A 20,092-nucleotide genomic window follows, 5' to 3' on the forward strand; every position below is an offset into this window, starting at 1 on the left:
GCAAGTAACCTGCAAAGGAGATCAGAAACGTTATGGGTGGTAACAGCAGCAATTCCATGATGCTCATCGCCATCATCGTCGTCATCGCCGGCATGATGTGGTACCAGTCCCGCCAGTCCAAGAAGCAGAAGGGCAAGGTCGAGGACTTCCGTTCCAATCTGAAGAAGGGCGACCAGGTGGCCACCTACTCGGGTCTGGTCGGCACGATCGAGGAGGTCGACCTGGACATCGACCAGGTGGTCATCAACTCGGAAGGATCCCTGAGCCGTTGGCGAGTTCAGGCCATCACCGAGCCTCCCGTGGTGCCGAACTACGTCTCCGACGAGGAGTTCGCCAAGGAGCAGGCCGGCGAGGACTCCGAACCCGCCGCAGACGTGGAGGACAAGGACCAGTCATCGGCCGATCAGACCGTGGCCGAGGAAACCGCTACGCCCGAGGAGCCGGCTCAGGACGACGCTTCCGCCGTCGAATCCGAGGACGAGGCGAATGCCTCGGCTGAGGACGCAGGCAAGTCTGAGGACGCGGACAAGAAGGACGACGAGACCTCGAAGTAAGAGGATATCCGTCTTGTCGCGGCATCATAAAGCAATGTGACATATCGGCGCCCGGCATCACGCATGCCGGGCGCATTAATCGTCAGGGGGATATTTATGGAATCGGACATCACCATCAACAAACTGTCCGCCGTGGGCACGCAGGACGCGCAGTACCTGCTGTCGCTTATCCGCACCATTCCCGGATTCCCGAAGGAGGGAATCAACTTCAGGGACTTCATGCCCGTACTGGCCGACGCGAAGGGCCTGTCCATCCTCATCGATGCCCTGGCGAAGGCGCTGCCGGTCTCCGTCGACGACTTCGACGCCGTGGCAGGCCTGGAATCCAGGGGCTTTCTTATCGGTGCTCCGCTGGCCATGCGCCTCAACAAGGGGTTCATCGCCATCCGAAAGGCGGGAAAGCTTCCCCCGCCCACCAAGAGCATGAGCTATTCTCTGGAATACGGCACCGCCGCCATCGAGGTGGAGGACCAGGCCTTCAAGCCGGGTGAGCGCATACTGGTGGTCGACGACCTCATCGCCACCGGAGGCACCGCGGCTGCGGCCGAGCGCCTTATCCAGATGAATGGTGCCACCGTTGCGGGATTCAGCTTCGTCATGGAGCTCACCGGCATCCCCACCCCAGCCGCGATCAGCGCCTACAAGCGTTCGTCGCTGCTGACCATGCCGGCGTGAACCGTGTGAAGCACACGTCCATACAAGAAAGGAAATAGGGGAGCCACACCGATGGATCTTTACGAGCATCAGGCGCGAGAGCTGCTTGAAGAAGCGGGCATTCCCACGCCTCGAGCGATTTACGCGCAGAATTCCCATGACGTCGCGGAGGCGACCAAGAAGATCGGTTTTCCCTGCGTGATCAAGGCGCAGGTCAAGATCGGCCATCGAGGCCAGGCCGGAGGCGTCAAGCTGGCCCATAACCTCGACGAGGCCATCCTCGCGTCCGAGCAGCTGTTCCCGATGACCATCCACGGTCACAAGGTGAACGGCGTCCTCGTGGCGGAGGCCAAGAACATCATCCACGAGTACTACGTGTCCATTTCCGTGGACCGCACCTCGCGCGATTACGACGTCCTGGCCACCGCCAACGGCGGCACCGAGGTGGAGGAGATCGCCAAGGCGCATCCGGAATCGGTCAAGCGCCTGCACATCGATCCCCTCGAGGACTTCGACCTTGCCGCGGCGAAGCATATGGCCGAGCAGATCGGCTTCTATCATGCCGACGGCGACCAGGCCGCCGAGATCCTGCTGAAGATGTGGCAGACCTTCCACAGCACCGATGCGACGCTGGTGGAGATCAACCCGCTGGCCAAGGTGGGCGATCCGGATGACGAGTCGTCGAAGTCGCTCTCCGCACTGGATGCCAAGATCTCGCTGGACGACAATGCCGCATACCGTCACGACGGATGGCAGCGGTTCGTCGACCCGAACGAGGGCGATCCGCTCGAGAACAAGGCGCATGCCCTGGGACTGCATTACGTGCATCTCGACGGACAGGTCGGCGTCATCGGAAACGGCGCCGGACTCGTCATGAGCTCCCTTGACGCCGTGGCCGGTGCCGGCGAGGCGCAGGGAACCGGCATCGAGCCGGCCAACTTCCTCGACATCGGCGGTGGAGCCTCCGCGGCAGTCATGGCGGAAAGCCTGGAGATCGTTCTTTCGGACGACAAGGTCCGTTCGGTGTTCATCAACGTCTACGGCGGCATCACATCCTGCGAGGAAGTGGCCAACGGCATCCTTGAGGCGATCGCCTCGATGAACAACATTCGGCCCATCGTCGTCCGTTTTGACGGCAACAAGGCCGCCGAGGGACTGGAGATTCTCGCGAATGCGGCGAATCCGCACGTCCTCGTGGCCAAGACCATGGAAGAAGCTGCGGCCAAGGCCGCTGAACTGGCGGCGAACGCCGATAACGGAGGCGAACGATGACATTGTTTATCGAAGACGGCGCGCCGGTCATCGTGCAGGGCATGACCGGCCATCAGGGTATGACCCACACGGCCCGTATGCTCGCGGCTGGGACCCGCATCGTCGGAGGCGTCAATCCGCGCAAGGCCGGCACCGCAGTGCCGTTCACCCTTGCGGACGGCACCTCAGCCGACATCCCCGTGTACGGCACCTGCTCCGAGGCCAGGGAGGCGACCGGTGCGAAGGCGAGCGTGGTCTTCGTTCCCCCGCGTTTTGCGAAATCCGCCGTCGTCGAGGCCGTCGAGGCCGGTATCGAACTGATCGTGGTCATCACCGAAGGCATCCCCGTCGCTGACACCGCATACTTCGTCGCCCTGGCACGACGCAGCGGCGTGCGCATCATCGGACCGAACTGCCCCGGTCTGGCCACCTTCGGCAGCACGGCTGACGCCGACGGCGTCAACCTCGGCATCATTCCGGACGGCATCGTTCCCCGTGGTCCGCTGGGACTGGTCTCCAAGTCCGGCACGCTCACCTACCAGCTGATGGGCGAGCTGTCCGATATCGGCTTTACCGCAGCCCTCGGCGCCGGCGGAGACCCCATTGTCGGCACGACACTGCTGGAGGCGGTGCAAGCCTTCAACGACGACCCCAACACCAAGGCCGTGGTCATGATCGGCGAGATCGGCGGCAGCGCCGAACAGGAAGTGGCCGAATGGGCCAAAGATCATATGACCAAGCCCCTGGTCGCCTACATCGCCGGTTTCACCGCGCCTGAAGGCAAGCAGATGGGCCATGCGGGAGCCATCGTCTCCGGAGGCAAGGGCACGGCCAAGGAGAAGAAGGCCGCCCTGGAAGCCGTGGGCATCCGCGTGGGCCGCACACCCGGACAGACCGCGCAGATCATGCGCGAGGTCATGGCGGCGCGCGGTATCCTATGAGTCCTCGGCTCAGGGAACTCAGCCGGGGAATGGGCTCAGCCGCCCTTTCCCTGGCTGTATACGTCATCGCCCTGGCATGCTTCAACGCCCTCATGCTGCTCATCATCTCGATGGAGGAGGGCGGTCAGGGACTCACCGGCTACACGATGGACTTCACCAAATCGGTGGTGCTGCTTTCCCAAGGCGTCGGACTGCAATTCCAGAGCATCCATCTCACCATCATCCCCCTTGGGCTCACCATGCTGCTCATCGCGCTTGTCCGGTCCGTGACGGCCCGTTTCGGCTGCTCCCTGCTCGGATATCTCGGCGGAACGACATGCTGGCTGGCGCTGAACGCATGGCTTGCGGGCACCGTCAACATCACGCTCGTCGATTCGTTGGGCGTCATCATGGCCAAGGGCCTTCTGATATATTCGCTCGCATACGTTCTGGCATGGTTTCCCCATAGCAAGGCCAAATCGGCTTTGGCGCACAGGTTCCATGCGATGGTCGGCGAAGACCTTCGCATGGCATTGCGGTCCGGCATGCTGCTCACCCTCATATCGCTGGCGTCCCTCACGCTCATCGGCGCAGTGACCGTAATATCGTGGTCCGTCATGAACGCCGATGCCGTATCCAGGATGTTCTCGTTGACCGGCATGGCTACGGGATCTGCCGTGATGACCACCATCGCCTGCCTCATATGGCTGCCCAACTGCATGGTATGGGCGATGTCGTGGCTGTGCGGAGCCGGGTTCTCCGTAGGTTCGCTGGCCACTTTCTCCATGTGGACCGGACAGGCGCACGACCTTCCCTCCGTGCCGGTGTTCGGCATCTTCCCCGAGCCCGTCGACAACGCCGGAATCCGGATGCTGCTCATGTCGCTTCCCGGACTCATCGCCCTTGCCTGCGCGTTTTGGCAGCTGCTGTCAAAACGCCGTTTCCAAGTGCTGCATCAGGAAGAGGGCGAGACGTCGCTGGTCTCCATGCGGACCATCCGTCGCTTCGGCCTGCCCGCCTTGTCGTTCTGCATGGTGTGCAGCATCATCTGCATAGTCGTGGCCGTCGTATCCGCTGTTTCCGGTGGTTCGCTCGGCGTCGATCGTCTCTCCCGCGTCGGTGCCGACCCGGCGGCCACGACACAGGCCGTGGCCCGGCCGATAGCGGTCGGTCTCCTCGCCGCATGGCTCATGGCGCTCATCATCGTAAGCCTGCGCTTCGCGTTCTTCCAGATACGTTCGGGAGCCGCGAAACGGGAACAGACGAGGCAGGATAAGACGGATGCGACGGCGGGGGAGAAGGATTCCGACACCAGCGCCGCCACGGAGACGAGGACTTCCCGTACTATTTCATCAGAAGCCATCCAACCGACAACCAAGGAGGACAAGTAATGTCAAGCACCACGCGGCCCATCAAGCGTGCATTGGTGTCCGTATTCCACAAGGAGGGCATCGAGGTTCTTGCGCAGGCGTTCGTCTCGGCGGGAACCGAAGTGGTCTCCACTGGTTCCACCGCCAAGAAGCTTGCCGAACTGGGCGTGAACGTAACGCCGGTGGAGCAGGTCACCGGCTTCCCCGAGTGCCTCGACGGTCGCGTCAAGACGCTTGACCCGCATATCCATGCCGGAATCCTCGCCGATATGACCAATCCCGATCATGCCGAACAGCTGGAGAAGTTCGGCATCAAGCCGTTCGATCTCGTCGTGGTGAACCTCTACCCGTTCGCCGACACGGTGCGTTCCGGCGCCAACGAGGCCGACACCATCGAGAAGATCGACATCGGCGGCCCCTCCATGGTGCGCGGCGCGGCGAAGAACAGCGCCACCGTGGCGATCGTCACCGATCCCGCCGACTACGCACTGGTGGCCGAGCGCGTGGAGAACGGCAACGGCTTCACCCTTGAGGAGCGCCGCTACCTCGCGGCCAAGGCGTTCGCCCACACCGCGGCGTATGACGCCACCATCATCGAATGGGCGCGCAAGCAGTGGCCGAAGCCGGAGAGCTTCGCCCTCGCCTCCGAAACGCAGGACGAGACGCCCATCGACGAGCAGCTGTTCCCGCCCACCTTCACCGAAACGTGGGACCGCACCCATGTGCTGCGTTACGGCGAGAACCCGTATCAGCAGGCCGCGCTCTACCTCGATCCGCTGAACCAGCACGGATTCGCCCATGCCGAGCAGCTGGGCGGCAAGCCGATGAGCTACAACAACTATGTGGATGCCGACGCCGCGTGGCGTGCCGTATGGGATTTCGCCCCCAGCATCGCCGTCGCCGTCGTCAAGCACAACAACCCGTGCGGTCTGGCTCTTGGGGCCACCGTCGCCGAAGCGCATAAGAAGGCCCACGCCTGCGATCCGATGAGCGCCTACGGCGGCGTCATCGCCGCGAATTCCACGGTCACCCTTGAAATGGCCGAAGGCGTCCGCCCCATCTTCACCGAGGTTATCGTGGCCCCGGACTACGAGCCCGCCGCCCTGGAGCTTCTGCGGACCAAGAAGAAGAACCTGCGTATCCTCAAGGTGAGCGAGCCCCCGCGAGCCAAGCGCCAGATCCGTCAGATCGACGGCGGTCTGCTGGTGCAGTCCACCGATCTGATCAACGCCGTCGGCGACGATCCGAACGCCTGGAAGCTCGTCTCCGGCGAGCCGGCCGACGATAAGACGATCCAGGATCTGGTGTTCGCATGGCGTGCCATCCGCTGCGTGAAGTCCAACGCCATCCTCGTGGCCCACGACCAGGCGACCGTCGGCATCGGCATGGGACAGGTCAACCGCGTGGACTCTTGCAACCTCGCCGTCGAACGTGCCAACACGCTGGCCGACGGTGCCAACCGCACCAAGGGCTCCGTGGCTGCCTCCGACGCGTTCTTCCCGTTTGCCGACGGCGCCGAGATTCTCATCAACGCCGGTGTCCGCGCCATCGTCCAGCCCGGCGGCTCCATCCGTGACGAGGAAGTGTTCGAGGCGGCGCGTAAGGCCAACGTCACGATGTACGTCACCGGCACCCGCCACTTCTTCCACTGATCGGACGCATCGTGGGACCAAGGAACAGACAGCGGAAGCATACGGGCGAAACACATCCGTACGTCTCCGAGGCGCATGAGGGCAGACCGGCCTATGAATGGGTGGTCGCCGCATCCGTGGCGCTGTCCGCCGTGCTCGCCCTATGCGACCAGCTGTTCTGGGCGACATTGACGATCGCCGTGATCTCGATGGTCTCGGCGATCGTCCGACTGGTACTGCGGACGCGCAGTCCATGGAAGATACGCTCGGTGGGATTCGACTGCTTCTTCGGGTTCGCCCTCGGCATCGGGCTGTTGGCGACGTATGCGGCGATCATGCTGCTGTAAAACGACTGCATGGAACACAAAAAAGCTGGGGCACGGTTCGCAGGCCGTGCCCCAGCTTTTTTGTTATCGACGAATCTCGGCTTAGTCCTTCTTCACGTCGACGGTTTCATCATTCGATTCCACCGTCTCATCATTGTCGTTGTCTCCGGACTCCCCGCCATTCTCGGTTTCGGCGTTCTCATCGGCGTCGGTGCCTTCGGCGGCATCGTCCGATGCGGGATCCTGTGAGGAATCGACCTGCACATCAGCGACGGCCTTCTGCTTGCGGGACTGGCCAATGGCGGCCGTCAGCAGCACGGCCAGCGCCACCAAGGCGCCGCCCAGCAGCGGGCACACCCAGAACAGCCACAGCTGGCTCAACGGCTCGACGGTAAGGCCCTTGCCCTGGGCCACGATCGCGATGCCGGTGGAACGTGCGGGATTCAGGCCGGCGCCGGTGACGGCATATGCCACGGCGACGGCGGCGCCATATGCAAGGCCTGTCGCCAACGTATGGGTATGGGCGGGGGAACCGTTCTCACGCAGCGTGACGGTCGCCGCGGCGACGACAAGAATCGCCATGACGACCTCTACGGCCAGCGCCATGATGTAGTTGAAGCTGATGCCGGCCTGGCTCAGCATGCTGTTGGACGGCGAACCGTCACCATAGCCGTTGACCGCGGAGGTGAACCACATCGTCGACGTGACCGTGCTGGACGTCGGCAGGATGCCCATGATCAGGAATCCCGCGGCGATGCCGCCGGCCACCTGGGCCAGAACGTACAGAATGCCGTCGATCCATGACGTACGGGAGGTAAGGACCGCGGCGAGCGTGACCGCGGGATTGAAATGACCGCCGGAGAAGCGGCCGAACACCGCAGTGGAAGCGCCGTATGCCAACGCCGTCGCCAATGCGACGAACAGCACGTTGGCTCCGTACAGCACCGTACCGTAGGTGCCTGCGGTGTAGATCACGAAACAGGCGAAGAACGTGCCTGCGAATTCGGCGAGCACGCGCACGACGGGGGAGGAGCTCAGTTCTTTCGGATGACAAGTATGTGTAGAAAGCGTAGATGTTTCTTGCATTGATTATCCTTTTATAGTCCGTACGAACGTCTCACATAGTACCAGCGGTTCAGACCTCCAGATACAATGAAAACATTGTGATTTCTGAGAATCATCTGTGAAAAACACAATCATCAATGAATCATCCATTCATCGAATCATGAAAGGCCACGTTGGGAGAACGATGCCAGAACAGCATTCATCAAACAGGAAATCATTCGAAGCCGATAACCAGAACGAGGGCGTCCGCCTGCAGAAGGTCCTGGCCCAGGCCGGGTTCGGCTCCCGTCGCAAGTGCGAGGAGATCATCACCGACGGCCGCGTGGAGGTCGACGGCGAGCTGATCACCGAGCTGGGAACCCGTGTCGATCCGAAGCGCCAGAAGATCCTGGTGGACGGGTCGCGCATCCACATCGACTACCGCCACGTGACGCTCGCGCTGAACAAGCCCCGCAAGGTGTTGTCCACCATGAGCGACCCGAAGGGCCGCTGGACGCTGCGCGACATCATCGGCGACAAATATGAGCGCGTGTTCCACATGGGCCGTCTCGATTACGACTCCGAGGGCCTCATCCTCATGACGGATGACGGCGAGCTCTCGCAGCACGTCATGCACCCCAAGTACGAGGTGGCGAAGACCTACATCGCCACGGTGGAAGGCAAGCTCAGCGGCAACGTATGCCGACGCCTTGTCCGTACCGGCGTCAAGCTCGACGATGGCTGGGTCAAGCTCGACAAGTGCTCCATCCTTGATCAGAACCGCGAGTACACGCTCGTACGTGTGGTGCTGCATTCCGGCCGCAACCGCATCGTGCGCCGTATCTTCGGCTCCATCGGTTTCCCCGTGCGCCGCCTCATCCGCACGCAGATCGGCCCCATCAAGCTGGGCGAGCTCAAGTCCGGTTCGTACCGCGTGCTTTCCCCCACCGAGGTGAAGTCGCTGGAGAAGGAGGTCGGCCTGTGATCCGCGTAGCAATCGACGGTCCTGCGGGTGTCGGCAAGTCCTCGACTTCGAAGGCGCTGGCCACCTATTTCGGATTCGCCTATCTCGACACCGGCGCCATGTACCGCGCCGCCGCCTGGTGGTGCCTGAACCAGGGCATCGACCTTGACGCGGAACAGCCCGACGAGAACCTCATCGTCGCCACGGTGGGCAGGCTCTTCACGGAGGACCATTTCGACATCTCCGTGGATCCCGCCAATCCCGATGTTACCTGCGACGGCGAGAGCATCGCCGAGGCCATCCGGTCCCGTGAGGTCTCGTCCCACGTCTCCGTGGTATCCTCCATCCTTCCGGTCCGTCACCTGCTGATCGCCGCACAGCGTGCGTTCATCGCCCGCGAGGAGAACGGGGACTCGTTCTCGCACGGCGCCGGAATCGTCGCCGAGGGCCGGGACATCACCACGGTCGTCGCCCCGGATGCCGAGGTGCGTGTGCTGCTCACCGCGCGTGAGGAGGTCCGCGCCGCCCGTCGAGCCGACCAGAGCGCCGGTGTGGCCGCGGTCGGAGCCGACGACGTGGCCGCCCGCGACAAGGCCGATTCCAAGGTCACCAGCTTCATGACCGCCGCCGACGGCGTCACCACCGTCGACAATTCGGACATGGACTTCTCCCAGACCCTCGACGTGCTCATCCGCATGGTGGAGGACGCCATGGAGGAGAAGGCGTACGAGGACTATGCCGCGAACCTTTCCGAATACGAGCTGAGCGACGAGGACGAAAGCCTGGTGCAGGGCGCGTTCACGACGCCGGAGGAGCGCTCCCGTTCCAAGGCGGTGGGCGTGCTCGCCGTGGTCGGCCGTCCGAACGTCGGCAAGTCCACGCTGGTGAACCGCATCCTCGGCCGCCGTGCCGCGGTCGTCGAGGACACCCCCGGTGTGACCCGCGACCGTGTGAGCTACGACGCCGAATGGGCCGGCACCGACTTCAAGCTCGTCGACACCGGCGGCTGGGAGGCCGACGTCGAAGGCATCGAATCCTCCATCGCGTCCCAGGCGGAGATCGCCGTGCAGCTCGCCGATGCGGTGCTGCTGGTGGTCGACGGCACCGTCGGTCTCACCGCCAGCGACGAGCGTATCGTGAAGATGATCCGCCAGTCCGGCAAGCCGGTCACCCTGGCGGTCAACAAGGTCGATTCACAGGCCGACGAGTACCTGTCCGCCGAGTTCTGGAAGCTGGGGCTGGGCGAGCCGTTCGGCATCTCCGCCATGCATGGCCGCGGCATCGGCGACCTCCTCGACGAGGCCCTGGAGAAACTGCGTTCCGCGGAGAAGACCTCGGGTCTGCTCACCCCGACGGACCTGCGTCGAGTGGCCCTGATCGGCCGTCCGAACGTCGGCAAGTCGTCGCTGCTCAACCGGCTCGCCGGCGAGGACCGCGCCGTGGTCAACGACCTGGCCGGCACCACCCGCGACCCCGTCGACGAGGTGGTGACCGTGGACGACGAGGACTGGCTGTTCATCGACACGGCAGGCATCAAGCGTCGTCTGCACAAGCTGTCCGGCGCCGAATACTATTCGACGCTGCGCACGCAGGCGGCGTTGGAGCGTTCCGAGCTTGCACTCGTGCTGTTCGACGTATCCCAGCCGATCTCCGACCAGGACCTCAAGGTGATGAGCCAGGCCGTTGACGCCGGTCGCGCAATCGTGCTGGTGTTCAACAAGTGGGACCTGCTCGACGACTTCGGCCGACAGCGCATCGAACGACTGTGGAAAACCGAGTTCAACCGCGTCACCTGGGCACAGCGTGTCAACCTTTCGGCGAAGACCGGATGGCACACCAACCGTCTGACCGGAGCGATGCACACCGCCCTGGAATCCTGGGACAAGCGCATACCCACCGGCAAGCTCAACTCCTTCCTCGGACAGTTGCAGGCCGCGCACCCGCATCCGCTGCGTGGTGGCAAGCAGCCGCGCATCCTGTTCGCCACCCAGGCCTCGAACCGTCCGCCGCGGTTCGTCATCTTCGCGACCGGCTTCCTCGAGCACGGCTATCGCCGATACATCGAGCGCAGCCTGCGTGAGGAGTTCGGCTTCGAAGGCTCGCCGATTCAGATCTCGGTGAACATCCGAGAGAAGAAGCGCCGCAAGTAGCGTGTATTTTTCTCGTCGTTCGTGATGCGATGAACGCTCGGTGAGTTTTCATCGTTTCCGGATGATTAATTGAAATGATGGTCGATGTTATATTGATTATGTCGATATGGCGTCGGCCATCGTTTTTTCATATCCGCATATGGATGTATGTGTTCCTGCTGCGTCGAAGATCCGGCTGAAAGCGACGGAGCATCCCTGTACTCCGTGATGGGAGAACTAGGCCGTATCGTGTAGAAGTCGCAATGAGAGAGTGGGGTTCGGATAAGGGAAAGTTGCCGAGTGAACCCGTGACTCACCGGTAATACAAGGCGGGCGTCATAGGGGTATCGTGTCTGGTCGTGTCTGAGCAGGTAAAACGAAGGGGAGATGGAGGAACAAAAAAGCTCGGAATCGTTGAGATTCCGAGCTTTCTGGTCGGACCAGCGGGATTTGAACCCGCGACCCCTTGTTATTTTGAAGGGTTGATTCGCTGGTTTCGTTGTTTTCCGCGGTCGCTGTGTCCCGGTTGTGTCCGCATCGGTTCCAGTGCTCCCCGGTCGAATGCGACACAATGACTGAGGAGCACTGGAGACGGCGACGAGGCGTTCATTCGGACCGCTCATGCGAAACGCAGCCGGTGCGAGGCTTTCCATCGCTGCCCGGTTCGCTCTACGTGTAGCGGGACGCCGAACATCGATTCGAGACGTTCGTCGGTAAGTCCTTCGTCAAGTGGTCCGGTGAATGTGATGGTTCCCGGTGTCGTGTTGCCGTCAAGTGTGGCGTAGATGCGCGGATGCGTGTCGAGGTATGTCATGCACTCGTGTTCCATCATTCGGCCCATCATCGCGATATGGTCGAATCCGGCGGGGATGTCCTCCACCTGATGCGTGACGAGCAGCATCGTGCGCTCGTCCCCTCGCGAGGCCAGCGCCGACAGTTCTCGCAATACCGTTTCACGGCCACCCAGATCAAGGCCGGTGGTCGGTTCATCGAAGATTAGGAGATCCGCCGGCGAGACGAGCGCGCGGGAGATCATCACCCTCGTGCGTTCGCCTTCTTGTATGCCTCGTCAGCCGAATCCTTCGTTCCTCGTGGAATCCCCGAGGCGACGACCGTGAGCGGGTTCATTCCCGACCCGATGTTGTGCCCGAACGCCGCCGAGACGATGGCCACGCGGGTGCGACGGCGCTCCGGGTCCGAGCCCGCGACTGTTCGGTCCCCGAAGACGCGCAGTTCGCCGACGTTGGGGTAGGTGCGCATCGCGATCATTTCCAGCAGTGTGGATTTTCCACTCCGTTCGGTCCGAACAGCACCCATCGTCCGCCGGTGGCAATGGTGAGGTTTACGTCGGCAAGGATCAGCCGCCGATTGCGATAGTAGCCCACCGACCTGGCTAGTACCATTGCGTCGTAGGGTGTTTCGCCGAGCATGGTCATCGCCCCGCTTCCTTATTCCGTCCGATGATGATGCCGATGGCGGTCTGTGCGACGGCTAGTATGGCCAGCATGATGAGCACCGTCCGCCATCCCGAGGTGATGTCATAGATCGTTCCGGCCAACGTGGGACCGACTGCGGCGAGCAGGTATCCGACGCATTGAGCCATGCCCGACAGTTGCGTCGTCTCCTCGGTGGTCGAGGTCTTCAATCCGATCAATGAGAGTGCCACGACCAGAGAGCATCCCGAGCCGATGCTGGCGACGATGATCCACAGCAGGTCGAGCCGCGGTGCGAATGCCAGTCCGAGCGCACCGATGGCCAATGGCACGCTGGCGACGACAACGGCGGCGACCTGGCTGTCGCCCTTCAGCAGCACGGGGATGAGCAGTCCCATGACGATACCGACGAGCTGGAAGACCGCCAGATGCCAGCCGGTCCGGTCGGCGGGCACGCCGAAGGAGACCTCGATGGTGGGCAGCCAGGTGACGCACACGTAATAGTTCACGGATTGCAGCCCCATGAACAGGGTGACGGCCCATGCCTCCGGCCTTTTCCACATGGAGACGCGGAGTCTGGTCTCCGATGCCGTACTCTGTCGGCTGCGGGGCTGCGCATCGGTGGCGGTCTTCGCAGCCGGGGTCGTCCTTTGCGCATTCGCCCGTGAACGCCATAGCCACAGCAGCGTGACGATTCCGGCGGGAATGGCCCAGATGCCGAGCGTGCCCTGCCACCCGATTGCATCGGACAGGGGCAATGCCGCGGCCGAGGCGAACGCGGCCATGCCGGTCATGCATGCGGAGTATATGCCGGTGGCAAGTGATGTGTGACCGGGGTAATCGCGTTTGACTATGGCCGGCACCAGAACGTTGCCCACCGCGATCGAGCAACCGATGACGAGCGTGCCGGCCCACAATCCGATGGTGCCACATGCCGAACGGATCACGATGCCGAGCGTCAGGAACGCCATTGCGGCCAGCACGGTGCGTTCGATGCCGAGGCGTTCGGCGGCCCGGTGCACCATCGGGGAGACGACGGCGAACGCGAGGATGGGCAACGAGCCGAGCAGGCCCTGCATCGTCGCGTTGAGATGTTCGGACGTCCCTATCCGTGGCAGCAGCGGGCCGACGGATGTGAGCGGGGCTCGCAGATTCAGCGCGACGACGAAGACCAGCGCGGTCAGTATCGATGCGGCGAGTCGCGATGCCGACGATGGGATGTGATGATGTTCTGTTATCTGTTCCATGATGATTGACTAGATGATTGAGAGTATCCGTGTGATGATGCCGTTGATTCGTATAGGGGGGGGGGTGTTCGTTATCGTCCGTCGGGGATCCGAGCGGCGATGGCGTTGAGGTTTTCGACGACCGCCGCGATGATCTCGTCGTCGCTTTGTCCGCCTTCCAGCTTGAGCAGGCCAAGCGAGTGGAGGGCCCCGGCGATGGAGAAGACGGCGGCGATGCGCTCGCGCTCGTTCGCTGCTCGGGCGGAGTAACGTTCGACGAGCATCGATTCGATTTTGCGGAACATGGCTTCGGGGCGGCCTGCGAACAGGACGCGCAGATCGTCGATCTGGCTGTCGATGGCCGGTCTCCAGCCATTGAGGAATGCGGGTGGATCGGACAGGATTTTGTCCTTGTCGGGGTAATGCTCCAGCATCGCGTCGATGGTCTCGTCCTCAAGCTTGTCGTTGAGGTCGTATACGTCGAGGTAATGCTTGTAGAACGTGCTCGGGTTGACGAGCGCAAGGTCGCAGATGTCCTTGACCTTGACCTTCGAGACCGGAACTCCTGATGCCCGTAGGCGCAGAAACGCCTCGCGGATTGCCTTGCGGGTTTTGACGATGCGCAGATCGGTCACTATGCTCCTTTCGTCCTGCCGGTAGCGTCATTCCTGCTCCGTCCATAAGCCGCGTGTTGTTCGACGATTCAGGCGAATCGTCGAATAAGCGAGAAATGTCGCATATCGGTGGTTGTCATCCGTTGTGTTTCGATAATAATTGATGCTCGTTGAATAATCAATAACTATTGTTTATCGGAGTGTTATTGTGAAACTTGGCATCAACAGAAAACAATGGATCATGGTCATCGTGCTGCTCATGGGCACATTGCTGGCCGTGCTCAACATGTCGGTGGTCACGCCGGCGCTGCCGTCCATCATGAAGGACCTCGGGGTGGATTCCACCACCGTTCAGTGGCTGTCCAGCGGCTATTCTCTGGTCGAGGCGATGGTCATCCCGCTCGCAGCGTTCCTCATGGGGCGCTTCTCCACCCGCAGACTGTTCATTGGATGCATCTCATTGTTCGCGGCCGGCAGTCTCGTCGCCGCATTCGCGTCGACCTTCCCCCTGCTCATGGTCGGCCGGGTGCTGCAGGCCCTGTGCACCGGCGCGATCATGCCGATGGTCACCGCGGTGATCCTGCTCGTGTTCCCCAAGGAAAGCCGCGGTACGGCAATGGGCATCACAGGACTCGTCGTCGGTTTCGCCCCGGCGCTCGGCCCGTCCGTCTCCGGCGTGATCATCGACTCGTTCGGCTGGCGCACGCTGTTCGTCATCATGGCGGCCGTCTCGCTGATCGTCATCGCGTTGGCCGCCGTCTACCTGCGTAACTTCGACGGCTTCCAACCGGGTGCGTTCGACCTTGTCTCCGTGCTGCTCTCCTCGGTCGGTCTGGCATGCCTGTTGTACGGGCTGTCCACGTTCACGTCCACCGGCAACATGATGCTCACCGTCTCGCTGATCGTCGTCGGCGTGCTGCTCGTGGCCGTGTTCGTGCGCCGACAGCTCAAGGCGAGGGAACCGATGCTGCGCGTCGGAATCCTCGCCAACCGCACCTACGCGCATTCGGTGATCATCGTGGCATGCATGCAGGCGGCCCTCATGGGTTGCAACGTCATGGTGCCGATGTTCATCCAGACCGTGCTCGGCGCATCCGCCACCGCCAGCGGGCTCGTCATGCTTCCCGGCGCCCTCATAGGCGCATGCTGCGGTATCGTCTCAGGCCGCATGTTCGACAAATACGGCATCCGCAAGGTCGCCCTGCCCGGCCTGACGGTCATGACCATCGGCGGCGTGCTCATGGCTCTGCTCGGCGCGGACGCCTCGGTCATCCTCACGGCATGCGCCTATACCGTGCTCTACGCGGGACTCATGTTCGCCATGACCCCGGTGAACACCTGGGGCATCAACGCACTCGACAACGAACACATCGGGCACGCGCAAAGCGTGACCAACACCGTCGGACAGATCGCCTCCTCGATGGGCACGGCCCTCATCGTATCCATCTCCGCGCTGTCCACCACCCTCGCGCCCACCGCCACCGGGCACGCGCAATCCATACTCGGCTCGACGCTGGCATTCGCCGCCATCGCGGTCATCCTCGCGGCCGCCCTCGTCACAGCGCTTCTGGCGACTCGAACGCACCGAGGCATGACGAAACGGACTCTCGTCGGACAGTGACCGAAACGACAACGTATCAACAGACACGGAACCAAAACGAAACGAGACATGATGAACACCACGAACAACTCGCTGACCCACAACATCCGTACCTTCCACCACGGCACCGAACCGCTGGTGGATCCCATCCAAGACACATTCATACGCACCGACAAAGTCGGCAACTCATGGTTCTGGGTCGGTCATTTCGAGACGGACGGCCACACCCTTGACTTTATGTACCATGTCAGCGTCCTGCAGTTCTCCAAATACCTGCCGGTGCGCATGATCAACAGCGTGCTGTCCATCACCGATGAGACCGGACGCATCTACCGTCACGAAGACCGCTTTTACAAGGTCAGGCGAGGACAGGTCGCAGGCCAGGGACTGCACATCCACACCGACAAGGACGTCATCGAAGGCGACCTCGACAACATGCGCATCGCATCGGCCATGCCGGACGGATCCATCTACCTCGACCTGCACGGCACCGGATATCCACTCTACAGTCTCGGTACCGGCTACTTCCAGATTGCCGGAGTGGCCAACTACCAATACTCGTTCCCGCACATGGCTGCCAAAGGCGTCATCACTCTCGACGGCCAGCGCCACGAGGTGGAGGGAATGGTATGGATGGACCGTCAGTTCGCCGGCATGCCCAAAGGCAGAAGCCTCAAGGACGGCTACAACTGCAAATGGCTGTGGATGAACCTCTGCTTCGATAACGATCCCGACGTGATCAGCCTATGGGGTGTAACCGAACTGGCCACGGGCAGCGAACATTGCTGGGCCAGCGTCCTGCATGAGGACGGCACCCAATCTTCCGCCGGCGTGGATCCGATGGTCGGCGACTCCTTCAACGTGTGGGAAAGTCCTGTGACCGGCATGAAATACCCAACCGGATGGACCATCTCCATCCCTGAATGGGAAGCGAAACTCACCGTCACATCCATCATGGACGAACAGGAAATCGCTTCGCCGAACCCCTCGGGGCGCAAATACGAAGGCGCAAGCCAAGTGGTCGGCACCTACCGAGGACACTCGGTAACGGGCCACTGCTGCCTCGAACTCGTCGGAGGATGGAACTAACAACACCGGCCCATTTTCCGAAAAACACCGGCATCGGTCCAATTCCGCCAACCCGCCGAAGAAAGCCACAACCCGACGAACCGATGAACAAGGGATTTGGAATGGGCACTGAATGAATAGCCTTTCGGGAGCTCTCGCACAAGTTAAGCCCGTCTCGCGCACAACACGAGACGGGCTTAGCTCTTTGTTTAGCTTCACTGTCTTTGCTGAGCTTGCCGCCGAACGCTTGGTTCATCAAGGTGTAGACGGCTTGTGCGACGCCGATGACGCCGGTGAGGACGATGCCCCAGCCGTAGCCGTGGAAGCCGTTGGTTGCGGCGATGGCGATGACGCCGAGCAGGATGCTCACGCCGAGGCTGGTCAGGCCCACGCAGTCGGCGGGGATGTACTTCTTGAACGTCTGTACCAAGGCGGGTGCGACGAGGACGACGATGCCGGCGGCGAGGGTGGTCGCTGCGGAAATATCCATGAATCTTCTCCTTAGTTGGTTTTTGGATATGGAAGCGGCGGCCTCCGGCGCGGTGCCGAAGGCCGCAGGCGGACGGCACGCGTCTAGTAGCGCAGCTGCTGTCCGGGGTAGATCAGGTTCGGGTTCCTGAGGTTGTTGAGCTGGGCGACGCGCTACCAGCCGGAAGCGCCGAAGATGCCGCTCAGCGTCTCGCCGCTTCTCACGACGTGGATCCGCGCGCCGGCACCGGTGTTCGCCGCCGGAGTATTGTTGCCGCGGTAGACGACGGTCTGGCCGGGCCAGATGCGGTGGATGTTGCCGGAAGGTACGCTCCACGCGGTCACGGGCCCGAGTCCTGTTCGCGCGGCGATGCCGCTGATGGTGCCGCCGGAACGCACCACCACGCTGTACCCGCTGCCGGCGCTCGGCTTGGATGGCTGAGGCGTGGGGGCCGGCGTAACTGTTTGCAATCTTCTACCAGTCACGACCATCTGTACATGAATTCGTCGGAAACGCCTCACGCCCGACCGACACGGCCACGTCACGTTGAGCGGCATCGTGCCGCTGCTGCGCCGACGATACCGCTGAGAACAACAGGATGGCTTGACATCCATGATTGGGAGAGTGGGGCCGTAGCATGAACAATGTGGAAGAAGCGACGCGGTGGCAGCGTGGCGAACTGTTCTCATGGTGCTTGGTCGCGAACGTCGTGGACGAGCACGAGGTCGGTCAGGACCATCACATCGAGCACGGCACTAAGATCTTCAGCCCCGGCACGAAGGTGTACGTATCGTCCATCTGGCGTGACAGTTCCTTCGACCATGGCGGCGTGCTGCGCGTCATCGGCAAACCGCGCAAGCAGTGGAGACTCGCCGTCGTCTACATCCGGCGTGACCGTTTGACGAACTTCTGCGTCAGGAAGGTGTTCGATCCGAAGGCGCTGCGTTGCATGGCGAGAGACGAAGGACAGGACCGGCCGCGGCCGGGAAGGTTCAGCATCTGGTGGGGCAGGAACGAGGAAGCCCGCAAACGGGTCGAGGAACAAGCGGCCTACTACAATCAGGACATCTATTCGGTCAGGCAACGCGAACGGTACCTCTCGACAAAAACCGTGTGAAGAAACTGTGGGGTAGGCTTCGCGTCGGATAAACGCGGGCCGTGCGGCCGCGAGACGACACGCCCTCCATATGAGGCGTGTCGGGGTAGGGGCGTGTTCCGTTGTGTCTCGGATTGTGTCCGTAGTTGTGTCCAATCGGATAAGAACACGGCGTGTCGCAAGATACAAAAAAAGCCCGGAATCGTTGAAATTCTGGGCTAAATCGTCGGACCAGCGGGATTTGAACCCGCGACCCCTTGACCCCCAGTCAAGTGCGCTACCAAGCTGCGCTATGGTCCGATGTCGCTTGCGCAACGAGTAGATAATATACCCGTCGGAAATATGATTGTCAAAAGCGCTGTCGACTCGGCGTGTCTTGTTGAGGATCATGGCTTATGCCCAAAGCTACGAACGGCGATCTCAACGAAAACATAGTTTCATAGTCTCTGGTAGGCAACCTGTCAGGGAACGTGCCCATCCTTTACCGTGGATATGAATACTATTCAAGGAGATCTGGTATGTCTGACGGCAAGATTGACGGTATGGTCGTTTGGCCCGGTGCCGACATCGCTGCAGAACGCGTGTATTCCGACATAGAGCCGCTGGCTGACGCTGAAACATGCCAGAGTAAGAACGTCGGATCCAAAGAGCCGCTGGAGAGCAAGCCTTATGTCGGTTCGCTGGGCTACGGCTGTGGCACCGATGGGGGCCGAACTGGAGGTGAATACCCGTTTGATGAGATTGGCATGACGGCAGGTGTCATGGAGAAAATCGCCAACAGCACACTGGATGGCGGATTGCGTCCTGGTACTTGGCCTGCCAGTCCACATCCCGTCCGTCGTCGCCGGTGTCGGCGCCGTCGGTGCCGGACGTGTCCGAGCCGCCCTCGGCTCCCGAGTCCACGAGACGCAGGTGCTTCGGCGGGCGATGCCACGGCAGGTTGAATCCATGCATGATGGTCCTCCTTGAATTGGTTGATGGGGCCCGTTCTGGGCATAAAAAAACCACCCGTGCGGGTGGTTGGGGTAATAGAAAAGCCGCCTGAAGGTGGCTTCGGGAATCAGATGACGGCGTCTTCGGGGACTTTGGCCCAGGGGCGGGGCTTGCCGGCGACGAGGCATTCGATGGCCATCTTCTTGGCCTCCTCATCGTTCCGGGGGTTCTTCCCGTCGTTGAAGTGGTAGATTGAATCACCATCGAACTCGCCTGCATAGCAGGCCAGAATATCCTCCAATGGCAATGCAGCAAATTCCGGGGACGCGAACATTGCCTGCTTTGAAGAGTAATCGGACAAGCAGGGGTAGTACTCGGAATCTCCTGGTTTCATGATGCCGTCTCCTTATCATGGCTTGGAACATTCTAGGACTTTTCGGAACGTGGCTTACACATGAACAGTTTCCATGTGCTCTTATCGGCCGGAAGCCCGCAAAGCACTTCCGCGGATGATTCAGTTTGAATTCGCCAAGGTGGTCTTTCTCGAGTTAGTTAGACATACGTGTTATATGGTTTTTTAGGGAACGGTTGTCCGTGCAGAGTTGAGATAAAAGCCTATTCGTGCGGGAGCGCATCCGGTCCTTTATGGACGGATTCCTATCTGGGTTACACCGGTGTCTGGGCCGTCCGCTTTCTTCATTTCGTCCTTATGGGAGTTTGGTGCAAGCGGCATGATGCCGGCCGCGGCCACATCCACCGATGAGAGGGGTATCCATGAGCGTCGCCAAGAGAATGTTCGAGTCGGGAGTC

At 61.6% G+C, this 20,092-nt stretch carries 22 protein-coding genes and 1 tRNA gene; 13 read left to right on the forward strand and 10 right to left on the reverse strand.

The window, feature by feature from the left end; all coding sequences use genetic code 11:
• Positions 1-32: 32 nt before the first annotated feature.
• The 7 genes from GFD18_RS09500 to GFD18_RS09530 all read left to right on the forward strand — a co-directional run bounded on the left by GFD18_RS09500 (position 33) and on the right by GFD18_RS09530 (position 6,727).
• Positions 33-554 (forward strand): preprotein translocase subunit YajC, encoded by a 522-nt coding sequence (locus GFD18_RS09500; protein ID WP_163200344.1) that lies wholly within the window; start codon positions 33-35, stop codon positions 552-554.
• A 96-nt stretch (positions 555-650) separates the two neighbouring features.
• Entirely contained in the window at positions 651-1,229 is a 579-nt protein-coding gene (locus GFD18_RS09505) for an adenine phosphoribosyltransferase (RefSeq protein WP_163200345.1), read from the forward strand.
• 51 nt (positions 1,230-1,280) lie between these two features.
• Complete coding sequence (sucC, locus tag GFD18_RS09510) at positions 1,281-2,480, forward strand: ADP-forming succinate--CoA ligase subunit beta (protein ID WP_100510960.1); 1,200 nt, start codon at positions 1,281-1,283, stop codon at positions 2,478-2,480.
• Entirely contained in the window at positions 2,477-3,400 is a 924-nt protein-coding gene (sucD, locus tag GFD18_RS09515; RefSeq protein WP_163200346.1) for a succinate--CoA ligase subunit alpha, read from the forward strand. The genes sucC and sucD overlap by 4 nt, the downstream gene beginning before the upstream one ends.
• 29 nt (positions 3,401-3,429) lie before the next feature.
• Positions 3,430-4,770 carry a cell division protein PerM gene (locus tag GFD18_RS09520; RefSeq protein WP_163200347.1) on the forward strand — a complete coding sequence of 447 codons (1,341 nt, stop codon included), beginning with the start codon at positions 3,430-3,432 and terminating at the stop codon, positions 4,768-4,770.
• On the forward strand, positions 4,770-6,401 hold the full coding sequence (gene purH / locus GFD18_RS09525) for a bifunctional phosphoribosylaminoimidazolecarboxamide formyltransferase/IMP cyclohydrolase (protein ID WP_163200348.1): 1,632 nt from the start codon (positions 4,770-4,772) through the stop codon (positions 6,399-6,401). Before GFD18_RS09520 ends, purH begins: the two co-directional genes overlap by 1 nt.
• An 11-nt stretch (positions 6,402-6,412) precedes the next feature.
• Positions 6,413-6,727, forward strand: a complete 315-nt coding sequence (locus GFD18_RS09530; RefSeq protein WP_163200349.1) for a DUF3017 domain-containing protein — start codon at positions 6,413-6,415, stop codon at positions 6,725-6,727.
• A gap of 81 nt (positions 6,728-6,808) precedes the next feature.
• On the opposite strand, the gene GFD18_RS09535 is transcribed toward GFD18_RS09530, so the two are convergent.
• Positions 6,809-7,792: an MIP/aquaporin family protein gene (locus tag GFD18_RS09535; RefSeq protein WP_163200350.1), complete on the reverse strand. Its 984-nt coding sequence runs from the start codon at positions 7,790-7,792 to the stop codon at positions 6,809-6,811.
• 163 nt (positions 7,793-7,955) lie between these two features.
• Between GFD18_RS09535 and GFD18_RS09540 the strand changes: the two genes are divergently transcribed.
• Entirely contained in the window at positions 7,956-8,735 is a 780-nt protein-coding gene (locus tag GFD18_RS09540) for a pseudouridine synthase (RefSeq protein WP_163200351.1), read from the forward strand.
• Positions 8,732-10,864: a bifunctional cytidylate kinase/GTPase Der gene (gene der / locus GFD18_RS09545; protein ID WP_100510967.1), complete on the forward strand. Its 2,133-nt coding sequence runs from the start codon at positions 8,732-8,734 to the stop codon at positions 10,862-10,864. The genes GFD18_RS09540 and der overlap by 4 nt, the downstream gene beginning before the upstream one ends.
• A gap of 598 nt (positions 10,865-11,462) precedes the next feature.
• Here the strand turns inward: der and GFD18_RS11145 are convergent.
• The 5 genes from GFD18_RS11145 to GFD18_RS09560 form a co-directional block, all read right to left on the reverse strand.
• Positions 11,463-11,879, reverse strand: coding sequence for an ATP-binding cassette domain-containing protein (locus GFD18_RS11145; protein WP_225433042.1), 417 nt, complete (start codon positions 11,877-11,879; stop codon positions 11,463-11,465).
• Entirely contained in the window at positions 11,879-12,103 is a 225-nt protein-coding gene (locus GFD18_RS11150; RefSeq protein WP_225433043.1) for a hypothetical protein, read from the reverse strand. The genes GFD18_RS11145 and GFD18_RS11150 overlap by 1 nt, the downstream gene beginning before the upstream one ends.
• A gap of 5 nt (positions 12,104-12,108) precedes the next feature.
• On the reverse strand, positions 12,109-12,279 hold the full coding sequence (locus GFD18_RS11155; RefSeq protein ID WP_225433044.1) for a hypothetical protein: 171 nt from the start codon (positions 12,277-12,279) through the stop codon (positions 12,109-12,111).
• Positions 12,276-13,523, reverse strand: a complete 1,248-nt coding sequence (locus GFD18_RS09555) for a CynX/NimT family MFS transporter (RefSeq protein ID WP_163200352.1) — start codon at positions 13,521-13,523, stop codon at positions 12,276-12,278. The genes GFD18_RS11155 and GFD18_RS09555 overlap by 4 nt, the downstream gene beginning before the upstream one ends.
• Positions 13,524-13,594: 71 nt before the next feature.
• Positions 13,595-14,137 carry a hypothetical protein gene (locus GFD18_RS09560; RefSeq protein ID WP_163200353.1) on the reverse strand — a complete coding sequence of 181 codons (543 nt, stop codon included), beginning with the start codon at positions 14,135-14,137 and terminating at the stop codon, positions 13,595-13,597.
• 187 nt (positions 14,138-14,324) lie between these two features.
• Here GFD18_RS09560 and GFD18_RS09565 point away from each other — a divergent pair, with 187 nt between their 5' ends.
• The 3 genes from GFD18_RS09565 to GFD18_RS11405 all read left to right on the forward strand — a co-directional run bounded on the left by GFD18_RS09565 (position 14,325) and on the right by GFD18_RS11405 (position 17,289).
• Entirely contained in the window at positions 14,325-15,737 is a 1,413-nt protein-coding gene (locus GFD18_RS09565; protein ID WP_163200354.1) for a DHA2 family efflux MFS transporter permease subunit, read from the forward strand.
• Between the two features lie 48 nt (positions 15,738-15,785).
• The gene (locus GFD18_RS09570) at positions 15,786-16,805 is read left to right on the forward strand and encodes a lipocalin family protein (RefSeq protein ID WP_163200355.1); all 1,020 of its coding nucleotides are present in this window, start codon (positions 15,786-15,788) and stop codon (positions 16,803-16,805) included.
• Positions 16,806-16,917: 112 nt separating this feature from the next.
• Entirely contained in the window at positions 16,918-17,289 is a 372-nt protein-coding gene (locus GFD18_RS11405) for a hypothetical protein (protein WP_191997376.1), read from the forward strand.
• Between the two features lie 137 nt (positions 17,290-17,426).
• Here the strand turns inward: GFD18_RS11405 and GFD18_RS09585 are convergent, their stop codons facing one another.
• On the reverse strand, positions 17,427-17,723 hold the full coding sequence (locus tag GFD18_RS09585) for a hypothetical protein (protein ID WP_163200356.1): 297 nt from the start codon (positions 17,721-17,723) through the stop codon (positions 17,427-17,429).
• Between the two features lie 167 nt (positions 17,724-17,890).
• Here GFD18_RS09585 and GFD18_RS09590 point away from each other — a divergent pair, with 167 nt between their 5' ends.
• Positions 17,891-18,370, forward strand: coding sequence for a hypothetical protein (locus GFD18_RS09590; RefSeq protein WP_163200357.1), 480 nt, complete (start codon positions 17,891-17,893; stop codon positions 18,368-18,370).
• Positions 18,371-18,575: 205 nt separating this feature from the next.
• On the opposite strand, the gene GFD18_RS09595 is transcribed toward GFD18_RS09590, so the two are convergent.
• The 3 genes from GFD18_RS09595 to GFD18_RS09605 all read right to left on the reverse strand — a co-directional run bounded on the left by GFD18_RS09595 (position 18,576) and on the right by GFD18_RS09605 (position 19,676).
• Positions 18,576-18,649, reverse strand: a tRNA-Pro gene (locus tag GFD18_RS09595).
• Positions 18,650-19,108: 459 nt separating this feature from the next.
• On the reverse strand, positions 19,109-19,303 hold the full coding sequence (locus GFD18_RS09600; RefSeq protein ID WP_163200358.1) for a hypothetical protein: 195 nt from the start codon (positions 19,301-19,303) through the stop codon (positions 19,109-19,111).
• Between the two features lie 106 nt (positions 19,304-19,409).
• Positions 19,410-19,676: a hypothetical protein gene (locus tag GFD18_RS09605; protein WP_163200359.1), complete on the reverse strand. Its 267-nt coding sequence runs from the start codon at positions 19,674-19,676 to the stop codon at positions 19,410-19,412.
• Positions 19,677-20,092: the final 416 nt, after the last annotated feature.

It is taken from the genome of Bifidobacterium saimiriisciurei (assembly GCF_010667655.1).
GTDB classification, from domain to species: Bacteria; Actinomycetota; Actinomycetes; order Actinomycetales; family Bifidobacteriaceae; genus Galliscardovia; species Galliscardovia saimiriisciurei.

What these genes read in the sequence shown, in the direction of transcription:
- GFD18_RS09520 (WP_163200347.1), top strand. Translation starts at nt 3,430, where the DNA reads ATGGGCTCAGCCGCCCTTTCCCTGGCTGTATACGTCATCGCCCTGGCA.
- GFD18_RS09570 (WP_163200355.1), top strand. Translation starts at nt 15,786, where the DNA reads ATGATGAACACCACGAACAACTCGCTGACCCACAACATCCGTACCTTC.
- GFD18_RS11150 (WP_225433043.1), bottom strand. Translation starts at nt 12,103, where the DNA reads ATGCGCACCTACCCCAACGTCGGCGAACTGCGCGTCTTCGGGGACCGA.
- GFD18_RS11145 (WP_225433042.1), bottom strand. Translation starts at nt 11,879, where the DNA reads ATGATCTCCCGCGCGCTCGTCTCGCCGGCGGATCTCCTAATCTTCGAT.
- GFD18_RS09590 (WP_163200357.1), top strand. Translation starts at nt 17,891, where the DNA reads ATGAACAATGTGGAAGAAGCGACGCGGTGGCAGCGTGGCGAACTGTTC.
- GFD18_RS09605 (WP_163200359.1), bottom strand. Translation starts at nt 19,676, where the DNA reads ATGAAACCAGGAGATTCCGAGTACTACCCCTGCTTGTCCGATTACTCT.
- GFD18_RS09535 (WP_163200350.1), bottom strand. Translation starts at nt 7,792, where the DNA reads ATGCAAGAAACATCTACGCTTTCTACACATACTTGTCATCCGAAAGAA.
- GFD18_RS11155 (WP_225433044.1), bottom strand. Translation starts at nt 12,279, where the DNA reads ATGACCATGCTCGGCGAAACACCCTACGACGCAATGGTACTAGCCAGG.
- GFD18_RS09505 (WP_163200345.1), top strand. Translation starts at nt 651, where the DNA reads ATGGAATCGGACATCACCATCAACAAACTGTCCGCCGTGGGCACGCAG.
- sucC (WP_100510960.1), top strand. Translation starts at nt 1,281, where the DNA reads ATGGATCTTTACGAGCATCAGGCGCGAGAGCTGCTTGAAGAAGCGGGC.
- sucD (WP_163200346.1), top strand. Translation starts at nt 2,477, where the DNA reads ATGACATTGTTTATCGAAGACGGCGCGCCGGTCATCGTGCAGGGCATG.
- GFD18_RS09555 (WP_163200352.1), bottom strand. Translation starts at nt 13,523, where the DNA reads ATGGAACAGATAACAGAACATCATCACATCCCATCGTCGGCATCGCGA.
- GFD18_RS09600 (WP_163200358.1), bottom strand. Translation starts at nt 19,303, where the DNA reads ATGCATGGATTCAACCTGCCGTGGCATCGCCCGCCGAAGCACCTGCGT.
- GFD18_RS11405 (WP_191997376.1), top strand. Translation starts at nt 16,918, where the DNA reads ATGAATAGCCTTTCGGGAGCTCTCGCACAAGTTAAGCCCGTCTCGCGC.
- GFD18_RS09500 (WP_163200344.1), top strand. Translation starts at nt 33, where the DNA reads ATGGGTGGTAACAGCAGCAATTCCATGATGCTCATCGCCATCATCGTC.
- GFD18_RS09540 (WP_163200351.1), top strand. Translation starts at nt 7,956, where the DNA reads ATGCCAGAACAGCATTCATCAAACAGGAAATCATTCGAAGCCGATAAC.
- purH (WP_163200348.1), top strand. Translation starts at nt 4,770, where the DNA reads ATGTCAAGCACCACGCGGCCCATCAAGCGTGCATTGGTGTCCGTATTC.